General features: G+C 68.9%; 8 protein-coding genes and 2 pseudogenes. 7 read left to right on the top strand and 3 right to left on the bottom strand.

Features of this window, described 5'->3' with window-relative positions; genetic code table 11:
• Positions 1-2,605, bottom strand: a 2,605-nt coding sequence (locus tag FREUN1FDRAFT_RS34710) for an AAA family ATPase (protein ID WP_035956806.1), incomplete at its 3' end; no start/stop codon positions are given.
• Positions 2,606-2,820: 215 nt separating this feature from the next.
• Here FREUN1FDRAFT_RS34710 and FREUN1FDRAFT_RS42440 point away from each other — a divergent pair.
• From FREUN1FDRAFT_RS42440 to FREUN1FDRAFT_RS34680, 7 genes and pseudogenes are all read left to right on the top strand, one after another.
• A pseudogene (locus tag FREUN1FDRAFT_RS42440) lies at positions 2,821-3,127 on the top strand (transposase); the annotation flags it as partial.
• A 126-nt stretch (positions 3,128-3,253) separates the two neighbouring features.
• Positions 3,254-4,006 (top strand): TnsA-like heteromeric transposase endonuclease subunit, encoded by a 753-nt coding sequence (locus FREUN1FDRAFT_RS34705; RefSeq protein ID WP_035956788.1) that lies wholly within the window; start codon positions 3,254-3,256, stop codon positions 4,004-4,006.
• A 29-nt stretch (positions 4,007-4,035) separates the two neighbouring features.
• The gene (locus tag FREUN1FDRAFT_RS34700) at positions 4,036-5,850 is read left to right on the top strand and encodes a hypothetical protein (protein ID WP_006545050.1); all 1,815 of its coding nucleotides are present in this window, start codon (positions 4,036-4,038) and stop codon (positions 5,848-5,850) included.
• 41 nt (positions 5,851-5,891) lie between these two features.
• A pseudogene (locus FREUN1FDRAFT_RS34695) lies at positions 5,892-6,434 on the top strand (AAA family ATPase); the annotation flags it as partial.
• Between the two features lie 125 nt (positions 6,435-6,559).
• Positions 6,560-7,741 carry a tyrosine-type recombinase/integrase gene (locus FREUN1FDRAFT_RS34690; RefSeq protein ID WP_006545048.1) on the top strand — a complete coding sequence of 394 codons (1,182 nt, stop codon included), beginning with the start codon at positions 6,560-6,562 and terminating at the stop codon, positions 7,739-7,741.
• Complete coding sequence (locus FREUN1FDRAFT_RS45555; protein WP_006545047.1) at positions 7,738-10,344, top strand: site-specific integrase; 2,607 nt, start codon at positions 7,738-7,740, stop codon at positions 10,342-10,344. The genes FREUN1FDRAFT_RS34690 and FREUN1FDRAFT_RS45555 overlap by 4 nt, the downstream gene beginning before the upstream one ends.
• Entirely contained in the window at positions 10,335-10,922 is a 588-nt protein-coding gene (locus FREUN1FDRAFT_RS34680) for a DUF6262 family protein (RefSeq protein WP_006545046.1), read from the top strand. Before FREUN1FDRAFT_RS45555 ends, FREUN1FDRAFT_RS34680 begins: the two co-directional genes overlap by 10 nt.
• 100 nt (positions 10,923-11,022) lie before the next feature.
• On the opposite strand, the gene FREUN1FDRAFT_RS44565 is transcribed toward FREUN1FDRAFT_RS34680, so the two are convergent.
• Complete coding sequence (locus tag FREUN1FDRAFT_RS44565; protein ID WP_157475736.1) at positions 11,023-12,207, bottom strand: hypothetical protein; 1,185 nt, start codon at positions 12,205-12,207, stop codon at positions 11,023-11,025.
• 468 nt (positions 12,208-12,675) lie between these two features.
• Positions 12,676-13,143 carry a hypothetical protein gene (locus tag FREUN1FDRAFT_RS45550; protein WP_035956759.1) on the bottom strand — a complete coding sequence of 156 codons (468 nt, stop codon included), beginning with the start codon at positions 13,141-13,143 and terminating at the stop codon, positions 12,676-12,678.
• Between the last annotated feature and the right edge of the window lie 417 nt (positions 13,144-13,560).

Below are 13,560 nucleotides of genomic sequence, written 5' to 3'. Positions count from 1 at the left end.
GCGAACGGTCGGTGATCTTCGGTCGGCGCAGATCGTCTGCTTCGCCTGTCTGGTCGATCCACTGATAGAGCGCGTCAAGACCGCGATCGATCTCCATTTCCATCCGATCCCCGTCCGGGACATGGTGGCCGAGGCTCCGAAGCGCATCGAGGCCGAGTCGCAGCGCCTCGGCAGCTCGACCCCGGCTAGTAAGACTGCTGACCTGCACCGCGGTCGCCTCCGCGTGTTGGATCGGGTCGGTGCACAGCCGGCAGATGGCTTGATACGCCTCGTCCGCCTCGTCCAGCCGGCCCAGACGGTACAAAGCGGCGTGGCGGTCGAGGTGGACCGCTAGCAACTGATCAGTGTCGGTCGGGTCGATAAATCTCACTGCTGCAGCCAGGAACCGCTCCGCCAGAGGCGAGCCGACCAGCAACTTCGTCTCCTCGGCGGCGCGCAGGAACAGGTTGACCATCTGTCGCTGTTCCTGCGGGGTGTCCACGGAGTCAGCCACGAGCAGATACTGCTCCGCCGCCACTGTTAAGAACTCGTTTCGGTCGGCCAGTCGCCTGGCCAGGCTCAACCGCACGGCGCGCCGCGCTTCGGCAGTGAGTCCCTCGAGGATGGACTCCCGCGTCTGATCGTGGTCAAATCGCACGGCCGGTTGCCCGCCGGACTCCAGCACCAGCAGACCGGCGGCGAAGGCGGGAGCAAGCCGACGCTCGAGCTCGTCCGCCGCGAGCCCTGTCGCGGCCTTCAGGAGATCCAGCTCGGCCCGACCGGCCAGGCACGTCATCATCGCCAATGACTCGCGGGTCTCTGGCGGCAACGAGGTCACCTGGGCGGTCAGCAGCCCGGCCGCGTTCACATGCAGCCGCCGGTGCAGTCCGGCCTCATCCCACCGCCAGCCACTGTCACCGCGAGCCAGCACCCCGTCCTGACGCAGCGAGTTCAGCAATTCCACTGTGGTGTGCGGGTTGCCTGCCGTGCTGGGCGCAGTTATTCGTGCCAGTTCCTCGGCTGGCGCCGGGGCCAGCTTCAGCAGATCCGCCAGCATAGCCGCCTGGTCTTCCGGAGACAGGTTGCCCAGGCGCAGGATGTGTGGCCCGGCTGGCTGAAGGCTCCAACGAGCGAGCAGGGACGTCAGCGGGTGAGCGGCATCCACCTCGTTGCCTCGGAAGGCTCCGACCAGCAGCAGCCCTTCGATGTTCTCCTCTCCTCCGAGGATCAGATCGATGATGCGAAGCGGGGCCCGCCAGGCCCACTGCAGGTCATCGACAAAGAGCACGATCGGCCGCTCGCGCGAGGCGACTGCACGCAGCACCTCGACGGCGTTCTGCTGTCCCCGCACCTGCACGGTCATCGGATCCCCCAGCTCGGGGTTCACCTTCAGCAGCGTCGCCAGCTCGGGCACTGTTGCGGCGGCCAGTCCCGCGTTCGGTCCCAACGCCCGCAGAATCCTGTCCCGCATTTCGACCAGGTTGGCTTCAGGCTCGGCCAACAGGAGGCGGCCCAGCGCCTGGAATGCCTGAATAACGCCGTTATACTCCCAATCCTGGCGATACTGGTCGAATTTTCCCGTCACGAACCAACCGCCGGCTTCGGCGGCGACCGGCCGCAACTCGTTGGCCAGCGATGTCTTGCCCACTCCGGGCACGCCACCGAGAAGGACCCCGGGGCAGCGGCCTTCGATCGCCTGGGCGAAGACCCTCCGCAGCTCGCCGATCGCCTCTGCACGCCCTGCCAGGCGGGACGGCCTCAGCGGTCCGACCGGGAAGTCATGGTCACCCAGGTGCACCACCCCGGCACCACGGCGAACCAGCGCAAGATCATATAACAACCCGTCGGCGGTCTGGTAGCGATCGTCCGGTTCCTTCTCCAGTAGATGCATGATGACGGCTGACAACCCCGTGGGCACCGCCGGATTCACTGCCGACGGCGGCACCGGAACTCGCCCAAGATGGTCATGAATCACTCGTAGGGGGTCGCCCGTGCCGAACGGCGGCGCGCCAGTGGCCAGCTCGTACAAGGTGGCCCCGACTGCGTAAAGGTCGGCCCGCTGGTCCACCGGGCGACCGGTCCGACCGGTCTGCTCCGGCGCCAGATACGGCATCGCCCCCACGATCTCGTGCTGATGCAGATATTTCGGACTAATCGCTGTGATGGTCGTGGCCAGCGCGAAGTCGATTAGGAACAGGCCCGGCTGTGTAGGGCTGACCAGGATGTTCGTTGGATTGATGTCTCGATGTACAACACCCCTGCGGTGCATGCCGGCCACAGCTCGCGCGAGCAGTTCTGCTAAATCGATCAAATCGGCAGGATCGGGTGAAACGGTCCAGCTGGACAGCGCCGTGCCGCCAACGTCGGCCATTAGCAGCACCCCAGGACATAAGGGGGCTCGTTGCGTCGCCAGCTGTGCAATCCCCTCGATACCGGACAGTCGCTCGAGGATCTCCATCTCGTGCCGCGCCCGACGCTCCGCCAACGACCCTAGGCACTCCTTCCGGATCACGCTCTCCCCGAGGAGAATCAGCCGAGTCACCCGGGTCCGCTCCGACTCATGGAGAAGCTCTATCCGCGGCATCACAGGAAGATCGCGATCCGACGTCCGACAATCAGAACACATCGACCATTCCAACCAATTTGATGAGGCATCTGCATGTCTGTTCTGCCCCTGTCGCACCGAGGTAAAAGTCGGTGCCGCCGGGCACCCGATCTCCTACGTAACGTCGGCAGCGGTGGTTGGGTCGCGGGTCGCGCTGGCCGGAGCCGCGATGGTCAATGAGTTCCCCGTCGAGCGCGACCGGGCTGCGCGTCGCCGGGAGACTGCACCGGATGCCCGACACGGCCGCCGACCACGTCATCGTGGCCACCGCTGCACTGGCGCAGCTACCCCGGCGGCTGCGCCGGAGCCGGTCGGTGCTGATCCGGACCGACAGCGGCGGCGGCACACACGCGTTCCTCGACTGGCTGCACCGCCGCCGGCTGGCCTACTCGGTCGGGTTCACCCTGCCCGACACCGCCGCCGAGGCGATCGCGAAGGTTCCCGCGGGCGCGTGGACCCCCGCCTACGACGCAGACGGGCAGCCCCGCGACGGCGCGTGGGTCGGTCGAACTGACCGGGCTGATGGACCTGTCATCTGGTCCCCGTTGCCACTTACAAAGCTGTCCGTTGACAGCGAACCTGCGTCGTGTGCCATCGAACGTGGTCCGGTCGTGGTTCGTGCCATCGAAGGTGACCTGGTTCGGTACCTGCTGATCTACGTTCTGCCAGGTGTCGGTGGCGGTCGCGGCGGTCGAGCCTGCGGGCGGCGGGTTCTCGCTGGAGTTCGTGGAGTCGGTCGGGTCGCGGTGCCGGGGGACGCTGGCGACGTGCTGGGCCGAGCCGTTCGAGGCGGTCCTACCGGTTCGGCCGTTCGGCTGGCCGCGTGGCGGGAGCAGCTTCCCGGTCTGGTGGTGGTCAGCCACCACTAATGATCATGTGGGGTTCGAGTCGTGGTTGGAGCGGGATCACCTGATGTTGCTCGACTTCGATCCGGACGTGGTGGGGCTGGCCGCGCAGCCGTTCTGGCTGCGCTGGCACGACGGTGTTCGCCAGCGGCGGCACGCTCCCGACTTCTTCGTCCGGCTCGCCGACGGCAGGGGCGTGGTTATCGACGTGCGGGCGGACGACCGGATCGAGGCGTCGGATGCCGAGGCGTTCACGGCGACGGCGACGGCCTGCGCCGAGGTCGGCTGGCTGTTCCGCCGAGTCGGGGTTCCCGGTGCCGTGCTGGTCGCGAACGTGCGCTGGCTGGCGCGCTACCGGCATCCCCGCTGCGCCGGCGCCGCCGCGGTGGCGGACCGGCTGGTGGAGGTGTTCGCCGAACCGAGGCCTCTGTTCGGCGGTGCCGCCGAGGTCGGCGACCGGATCGCAGTGCTGCCGGTGCTCTACCACCTGCTCTGGCGCCGGCTGCTGGCCGCGGATCTGACCAGCGGGCTGCTCGGGCCGTCCACGATGGTGGGCCCGGCGGGGTGGTCTGTGTGACTGGGTCTGGGTCGGTGCCCCCACATGGGATGCTGGACGGCCTGCCCGCCGAGGCGGTCGAGCAGGCGCTGTGGTGGGAACGGCACATCGTCGAGGTGCTCGACGGCCGTCTCCCGGACAGCCCGCCGGGGGCGGCGGCGCGGCCGGAGTTCGACCCTGGCCGCTGGTCACTGACCCGCCGGGAGCAGGCGAAGGCCACCGAGCTCGCCGCGGCGGGCCACCAGGTAAGCGCGGCGACGGTCAAACGCCGCCGGCAGCGCTACCAGGCTCAAGGTGTCATCGGCCTGGTCGACCACCGGGCCGACCGCAGGTCCGCGGCCTTCGGCCGGGTCGACGAGCGGGTCGTCGCAGCGATGACCACGGCGATCGCCGAGACGACGGAGGCGTCGTCTCGCACGGCGGGGTTCGTACTCTGGCGCACCGAACAGCTCCTCGCCGGTTCTGACCCGCCGGTGGTGCTGCCGTCGCAGCGGACCCTTTACCGGCTGTTCGGCCGGCTCGCGCACGGCCGGCACGCCACTGGTTCGGCGCGGGCGCGCCGGTCGCTGGCCGCCCGCCCCGACGGCCCGTTCTCGGGTGTGACGGCCGCGGCGCCGGGTGAGCTGATGCAGATCGACTCGACCCCGTTCGACGTGCTCGTCCGCCTCGACGACGGGGTCACAGGCCGGGTCGAGCTGACCGGGATGGTCGACGTCGCGACCCGCACGGTGAGCGCCGCGGTGCTGCGGCCGACGACGAAGGCGATCGACGCCTCGGTGCTGCTGGCGCGCACGGTCACCCCGGAACCGATGCGGCCGGGATGGGCGCAAGCACTGGCGATGTCACGGTCGGTGCTGCCGCACCAGCGGCTGCTTGCGCTCGACGAGCGGCTCACGCACGCGGCGGCCAGGCCGGTGATCGTCCCGGACACCGTCGTCTGCCACCACGGGAAGGTGTTCATGTCACGGGCGTTCCGCGCGTCCTGCAGGTTCCTCGGGATCAGCCTGCAGCCGGCGCACGAGGCGACCCCGACGGACAAAGGCCACATCGAGCGGACACTCGGGTCGGTGTCCTCGCTGTTCGCCCAGTTCGTCGCCGGCTACACCGGCTCCACGGCGGACCGGCGCGGCCGGCACCTGGCCGACGGGCCGTTGTGGTCGCTGCCCGAGCTGCAGGACCTCCTCGATGAGTGGATCGTCGCGGCCTGGCAGAACCGGCCGCACGACGGCCTGCGCGACCCACTCACCCCAGGGCGGATGTTCACCGCCAACCAGAAGTACGCGGCGCTGGTCGAGACCGCCGGTCATGTCCCGGTCACGCTGACCGGAGACGACTACATCGAGCTGCTCCCGGCCCGCTGGCACGCGATCAACGCCTACGGCATTCGCCTCAACCACCGCACCTACGACGCCGAAGCCCTGAACCCGCTGCGCCGCCAGCCCTCCGGGGTCAAAGCGAAGAAGGACCTCTGGGAGGTCCACCACGACCCCTACGACGTCTCCCGGATTTGGGCCCGCGATCCCGCCGGCGGCTGGATCACCGCGTTCTGGACCCAGCTGCACCGAGCCCCGGCCCCGTTCGGCGAACTGGCCTGGGACCACGCCCGCGCCGGCCTGCCCACCGGCATCGAACAGGAGATCGCCGCCGCGGTGACCAACCTGCTCGAACGTGCACACCGCGGCCCCGCCACCTCACGGGACCGCACCGTCGCCACCCGCACCCACGCCTCGAGGCCACCCGCGCCCACGCCCACCGACGGCCGTCCCACCGGCCCCACCGAGGACGCCGACGAGACGACCGGGGCAGCGAAGGTCATCCCGCTGCCGGTCTTTGATCCGTTCGCCGAGGCGGACCGGCGCTGGTGACCACCCCCACCACAACGGGAGGATCCCGCCAGGGCACGACCCTGCTCGGCGACGAGGACCACCGGCAACTAACCACGCTGCCTGGATGGCGCGCGTTCACCGCCACGACCAACGCCGCGCCGGACCTGTTGCCTGAACCCCAGCTGGCGGCGCTGGCCGAGGCCAACAGAGCCGACTACGACGAGCACCGCCTCGACTACCACACCCGCCTGGCCGTCGTCGGCACCTCGACGCTGCGCCAGGTGGTGCACGCCGGCCGGCGCCTGACCCTGCTCAACCGGCACGCCGTCTCCGCGCGGCGCGGCCTGATCCTGTCCGGCCCCGCCGGCACCGGCAAGACCACCGCGATCACCCAGTTCGGCAAGACCCACGAGGCCATCGACCGCCGCCGCCACCCCGGCGTCGACGACCGCATCCCGGTCATCTACGTCACCGTCCCGCCCGCCGCGACCCCGCGGATGCTCGCGGTCGAGTTCGCCCGCTTCCTCGGCCTGCCCCTGACCACCCGGGCGAACATCACCGACGTCATCGAGGCCGTCTGCGGCGTCGCCGTCGACACCCGCGTCAGCCTCGTCTGCGTCGACTTTACCGACCGCAGTTGATCTGTCCGTAGTGTCCGTCCCGGCCTGTTGCTGGGGCGTGCCGTGCTCGTTTACCAACCGGGTCCGGGACGTCCGTCCTGTTGGCGGCGTCGGTAGACGGAGGGCACGTGGTTCGCGCGGTTGTGGTCGGGGATCTGCGGGTGCAGGAGATCCGGCGGGGGGATGGGCGGCGGTCGTGGACGATCGTCTGGCCGGAGGGGACGGTGCACCCGGAAGCGGGCCGGTTCCTGCGCCGGCATGAGGGGTCGGGGACGCAGCGAACATATGCCTACCTGCTGGTGGATCATCTGCGGTGGCTGGAACGGGAGTGCCTGACCTTCGACGCGGTCAGGCTGTCCGACCTCGAGCGGTACATGGGGATCCTCGGCGCCGAGGTCGCGGGGCCGTTCGGCGAGCCGTGGCGGATCGGGAAGCGGCCCTACGGGCAGGCCGCGCTGACGACGACGGCCGCCTGCCTGAAGGGGTTCTACCTGCACCAGGCTGCCCACGGCGTCAACGGCGAGCTCGGCGCCGCGCTCGATCGCGGCCGGCTGCCATCCCGGGCCGTCCGGCGCCGAGCGTTCCTCGGGCACGTGACCGCGTCGATGCCGGCGAACCCGCTGGCCCCGGCCGGGCCGCACCGCCGGCATCCGAAGATGCTCCCCGACAGGGCGCGGGAACGGCTGTTGGCCGAGGTGACCTCGGCTCGTGATCGGCTGGTGGTGACCTGGCTGGCCGACGGGGGCTTGCGGATCGGGGAGCTGTGCGGGCTGCACCTGGTCGACCTGCACCTGCGGGAGAACGCCGCCTGTGGGCAGTGCCGCGCCCCGCATGTCCATGTCTGTCACCGTCCCGGCAACCCGAACCGGGCCGAGGCGAAGACCAAGCACCCGTGGCGGGTCGAGGACGGCACCGTCGTGGGTGGGCTGGTCAAGCGGGTCAGCCCGGCGATGGTGCACACCTACTTCGACTACCTGACCAGCGAGTACCCGACCAGCCAGGCCGGTCAGGGGATGCTGCTGGTCCAGCTGCACGGCCCGAACGCCGGCCAGCCGTGGGCGCCGGTCGCCGCCCGCCGGATGCTCGCGCGGGCAGGCAGACGCGCCGGGCTGGGGGTGATCCGGCCGCACGCGTTCCGGCACTCGTTCACCAGCGCCGTGCTGGACGCCTCGGACGGCAACCTGCTGATCGCGCGGGATGCCGGCGGGTGGGCGTCGACCGCCATGGTGGATGAGATCTACGGCCACGTCGACGTCCACGACCCGGCGTTCGACGCCGCGCTGCGGGCCGTCTGGGGCGAGGGGCGGTGAAGCGGGCGGACTACCTGCGTCCCCTCTACCCCGACCGGCCTGAGCGGGCGGCCCGGGACCGGCTGGAGATCCTGACCACGCTGATCGCTGCCCCGTCGTTCGACCCCCTGTTCCGCGGCGACATCGTGTCGATCCCCCGCGGCCATCCGATCTACCAGTGGGACTGTCTGATCGCCGGCTGTGAACGGGTCCGCAACTCCGGCGACCTGTGCTCGATCCACCGCCAGGCGTGGGCCCAGGCGAAGGAGCGGGGGGTGGGCAGGGCTGCGTTCGTGGCCGCCGCCGAGCCGCTGGCGGCGTCGGAACGGCTCGAGGAGCTGCCCTGCCAGGTCTGTCCCGGCCGGCCTGCGGTGTGCAGCGATCTACGGCTGTGTGATCGGCACCGCAACCGGTGGGTCGCCTACAAGGCCGAGGCCGGCGAGGTCGCGGACTTCACGGGCTGGCTGGCCGACCAGGTGCCCTACCCCGGGTATGGGGACTGCCGGGTGGTGGTCTGCCCGGAGCTGGCCGCGTCACCGTTAGGGCTGTGCAGCGGGCACGCGACCCGCTACCGCCACGACGGCCGCCCCGGCGGCGCGAGCCTGCCGGCGAGCTGGTGGCAGCGGTTCGAGCACGCCGGCGAGCCGGTCCCGGTCGACTACACCGACCAGCGCCGATTCCGGTCGTGGTGCACGAGCGCGGTCGCGATGCCGTGGCCGGGGCAGCTCAACCTCCGCGGGCTACGGCCCCTGCTGCGCGCCGAGCTCCAGTGGGGGCTGTTCATTCACACCCGCCGGCCCCGGGCGACCCGCTGGGACATCGGCTGGATCCGCAGCCTGATCACCACCTGCCGCAGCCGCGACATCGGGTCGCTGGTCGAGTTCGACCTAGAGGTCGGCACCGCGTTCTCCGGGGCGATCGCCAAGGAGATCCTGCACGAGCTGCGGCAGGTCTACTTCACCCCCGAGCAGGCAAGGGAGGCCGGCTTCCTGGAGACCGACCATTTCGGGGTCCGGTTCGCCCACCGCTCCAGCCACTTCGACCTGACCGGCATCCCGCAGCGCTGGCTACGCGACCTCGCCTTCGACCAGCTCGCTGAGCTGCTGCGCTCGCCACGCCGGCCGCGCACCGCCGCCGTCCTGGACGCGGTGCGCCGGGCCACCACCGAGCTGGGCGTATTCCTCGACATCGACGCCCCCGGCGGCGGCCACGACCCGACCCTGCTCCGAGCCGAGCACATGCACCGGTTCGTCGCCGACCAGCGCCAACGTGAACGCGACGGCATGCCTTCCCTGGCGATCACCCGGAACGGACGTGGCGCCGGCGTCGTCACGACGACCACCCGCGCGGTGGTGTTCAACGCGGTCCGCAAGCTGCTGCGCGCGGCGATGGACACCGGGGCGGCCGAGTGCCTCGGATTGGATCGGGAGTTCATCATCGCCGCTCCGGCCGCCGGCGGCGCCCCGATGCGTGCACGCCGGCCGTTCCCCGACGAGGTCGCCCGCGCGCTGGCCGACGAGGCGAACCTGACTCGGCTCGCCGCCGACTACGACGTCCAGGACCGCGGGATCCGCGACGTCTGGGAGACCGTGGTCATCACCGGACGCCGCGTCGGCGAGGTCCTCACGGTGCGTTGGGACTGCATCGGCCGCTACGGCGGGCTGGCAATGTTCTGGCACGACCAGACCAAGGTCGGCACCTACGACGCCGCGATCCGCATCCCCGAACGCCTCTACGACCTGCTCGCCGAACGGCAACGCAAGACGTTGGACTGGTTCACCGCCGAGCACGGCTACCGGCCCACCGGCACCGAACGGGCCCGGCTCGCGCTGTTCCCCAGCAGCCACCGCAACCCCGACGGCACGGTGGCGCTGACCCACCAGTGGTTCCAGAGCCGGTTCCGGCCCTGGGTCGACAGCCTCGACCTGGGTCACTACGTCGCCCACCATGCCCGCCACACGCTCGCGACCAACCTGCTGCGCCACGGCGCGAGCCTCACCCACATCCGCCGCTACCTCGGCCACGTCTCCGACCGGATGGCCGAGCACTACGTCCACCTGTCCAACGACGACCTCGAACACGTCCTCGCCCACGTCTGGGTCGCCGGCCCCGGCGCGGCCACCCCCGGCGAACCGCTCGCCGGCGAGACCGCACCGCTGACCCGCGAGCAGGCCCAGGCGCTGGCGATCGACCTGTCCCGGCGCAGCACGCCGGCCGAGGGCGGGTTCTGCACCTTCCAACCCGTCGTCGACGGCGGGGCCTGCCCCTGGAACCTCGACTGCCACACCTGCGACAAGTTCGTCCTGTCCGGCGCCGACCTCCTCTACTGGCGGCGCAAGCGCGAGCAGTGGCGGCTGCTCGCCGAGGGCGCACCCGACGACGCCACCGCCGACTATCTCCACCACTACTTCGAGCCCACTGCCAAGGCGATCGACGGCCTAGAGAAAGCGCTCGCCGGCCTCGGCCTGCTCGACGACGCCCTCGCGCTCGACCTGCGCAAACCCCAGGACTACTTCCACCGCGTCTGGTCCACCGCCTTCCGCGCCGCCGACCTCGCCGCCCAAGGCCAGGAACACGACGGCGACCTCGACGACGACGCGCACCACGAACTGGCATGCACGTGAGCGCCGCCGTTCCCAAGCCGCGAACCGCCGCCGCGACCGCGGCCCGCCGCAGCTCGACCGAGGCCGCGCTGCGACGTGTCCACGACGCCCTGGCCCGACTCCACCGCGAGAAGACGCCGATCAGCGTCGCCGCCGTGGCAAGACGCGCGGCCGTGTCCCGAACCTTCCTCTACGACAACCCCGACGCCCGCGCCGCCCTCGCCGCCGCCAAGACCCAGGCCGGCGAACACCGAACCCGCACACTCGCCGACCACGACAACCAGCAGGAGGCCACCTGGCGCGAACGGGCGCTCAACGCCGAAGAAGGACTCAAAGCCGCACAGCGCGAGATCCTCGTCCAGCGCGCCCGCATAGGTGAACTCCTCGGCCAGGTCCGCGATCTGGAAGCCGAGCGGACCCAGGAGGCGATCCAGCGCGTCACTACCGAGAACACCACCCTCAAACAGCGCGTCCGCCAACTCACCACAGACAACCGCACCCTCGAACGACTGAAAGCCGCACGCTCCAACCTGCGCTTCTCCGACCGGCGCATCGCCGATCTCGAAGCCCGCCTCACCGAATCGAAACCCGGAAACTGACACGGTCCCGCCGTCGAGAAAAACCGTGGCCTGGCGACCAATCCGGTGGGCAGGCCACGGCTCGATGACCGCTAGAGAAACCCGCATCACACCGACAAGATTATTTTGCGCTGTCTACTACTGAGGCGACAATCTCATACGCGGAATGAATTGTTCGGGGAAGTTCGGCCGCCCTCGTCAGATAACCTGGACCACGCGGTCCAACATCGGGTTCGGAGGTACGTGATAGTACTGCGGTAAGGCAATCCTGGGCGGCATCGCAGAGGGCTTGTATCCGGATGGCGGGCGCCGGATGCGTCGAAATCCCGGTAGGAATTTCTCCTGCGCTCCCAACAAGATGCAGTGCGAGCGTGGCGATTGCCGCACCCTCAAGACACTGCCCCACCATGGCAGCGTATTGCCGGTCCCGCTCACCCCTGGGAACCATCTTGACCCGCGTCGCCTTTTCCCGGAATGAGCCGAGCAAAATTTCGTGGAACCCGAAAAGGTCGGCGTCCACCTCGTCGCGCTGACTACTGTTCCGGAAAGGTAGTCTATCGATGACCTCCCGATGTCGCGCAAGCTTCTCTTCGGCATAGCCTCTCGTTGCTGCGTGGCACACGTGCCCGAGGAGGACGTGGGCTAGCTCGTGAGCGACAACGAACCCGAGCGATGCGATCCGCCTTCTCGGCTGCTTCAGCCTATCTATGGTCGGTACTCGCTCGGCCGGTGGTTCCATTCCGTGGGGGTCCGCCAGGGCTTCCTTAATGAACTCCGGATCGGCATTTAGCAACAGCCTTCTCAGGGAGTTTGCCTTGGCCATTTCTACTCCAACACCCTTACCGTGGAACTTTTGGAAGTAGAGATCCATGGCTTCCCGGTCCGTCATATGCTTGAAGGCTGGGTGGGTGATGGTCTCAGCGAGTACCCTGTAGACACTCTCCCACAGGACTAGGCATTGATCCAAGCTGCTTAGCAGGCCTGCACTTATGGCTATACACGGACAATCGTCGATGATTGCCGATGCGAGAGCATTCGGCTGGATGGCTGGCACGACGCCGACGAATATGTTACGCAACGGCGCATGCAGATGCCAATCGCTAAACTTAGCGAAGAGATCCATCTGGGAACTAATTTCTGGCGAATTACTCTGCCGATCCTTCGGATTCCAGTTGGTAAGATCCGGATCATTGAAGCGCAGGCCTGAGTAACTACCCTCTTCAATCCAGGCGTAGAAATTGACCTCTCCAGGTACTCCGTATCTCTCGGAGAAATGGCGCCTTGACTTCCGGAGTGCAAATGCCACAATTCACCATACCATCACCAGTGGACTCGACCGACTGCCGCATGGCCGATGAGGTCGAGCGGCACCACGCGCGGGGCGCGGGTGCCGCCCTCGCCGTGCAACGTAGGCAGGCTCGATGCACGGGCTAGCAGCCATTGTCTCAACAGGGCGGCCGACCGAAAGGCCTAATTCCTACCCCGTGTTTGCAGGGCACTCTAAAATCTTAACTCTGAGGTCAGGACACCGGCCCACTGAGCGTTCGGCCGCCGTTGACGACCCTCTGAAACGAACCTGCGCTTCCAGGACCGGCGTGTTGCCGACGTCGAAACTCGCAACGCCGAGTCGAAACTCATGCTCTGACGAAGTCCCGCTGTTGAATCAGGCCATGGTCTGGCCGCCGCTCCGGGGCTCTCTCACAGCGCATAACCGCCGGAGAAACCGGCACCACGCCCCCTGCCAGGTCACGGTCATGGACATGTAAGCTACGTATCAGCGCAGGCCGGAGGGCAGATTCGGGCGGCAGCGGTCGGTAAAGTCGACGAGATCCACAACCTGACCCTGGCCACCCGCACCGGCGCCGAGGTCTCCGACACGCTGAAGTACTTCTCCGAGCGCATCCCCGCGACCTTCGTCCTCGCTGGCATCGACGTCGAACGCAACGGCCTGTTCACCGGCACCCGCGGCCGGCAGATCGCCGGCCGCTACAGCCTGATCGAAACAGCCCCGTTCCCCTACGCCGACGAGTGGAAAGCCCTCGTCTCCACACTCGAGCAAGCCCTGCGCCTGCACCACCACCCCACCGGGGCGCTCACCACGCTCGACCGCCACCTCCACCAGCGCACCGGCGGGATGATCGGCAGCCTGTCCCACCTCATCCGCGGCGCCGCCATCGAGGCCATCCTCGACGGCACCGAGAAGATCACCCGGCGAACCCTCGACCAGATCAACCTCGACCACGCCGCCCAGACAGCGCAGCCCACCGGCCAGCGCCGGAAACCCCCCTGGCTTTGTAAGTGGCAACGGGGACCAGATGCACCTGGTATCGGGGACCATTCGATCTTCGCTTCAAGATCGAATGGTGATGGTTTTCGGGGCCAGGTCGCCGAGCGGATCGCAGCTGGGCCGAGGGTCGGCGCGCCGCGTCGGCGACCAAAGTGCCTGCGCGGCAGGCAAAAGCAGCAAGGAGGGGATCGCGGGGCTCCGGCCTGCAGGGCCGGTGCAGGTGGCTCCCATTCTCATCGACACGACATCGCGGTCGGGCCGAGGTGGTCCCCACTCCCAGCAGCGAACGGTCCCCACTGCCACCTTCATAGCCACCCCCCACCAAGCCGTGAGCGACCCGGACCGCTCGCCCCGCCCGTTGCCGATCCGGCC

This window comes from Parafrankia sp. EUN1f (assembly GCF_000177675.1).
Lineage (GTDB): Bacteria > Actinomycetota > Actinomycetes > Frankiales > Frankiaceae > Parafrankia.
The sequence above is the reverse complement of the archived record's forward strand: the minus strand, read 5'-3'. Positions and strand labels throughout refer to the sequence as shown.

Coding starts and splice junctions, on each gene's coding strand:
- FREUN1FDRAFT_RS34680 (WP_006545046.1), top strand. CDS start 10,335: ATGCACGTGAGCGCCGCCGTTCCCAAGCCGCGAACCGCCGCCGCGACC.
- FREUN1FDRAFT_RS34700 (WP_006545050.1), top strand. CDS start 4,036: ATGCTGGACGGCCTGCCCGCCGAGGCGGTCGAGCAGGCGCTGTGGTGG.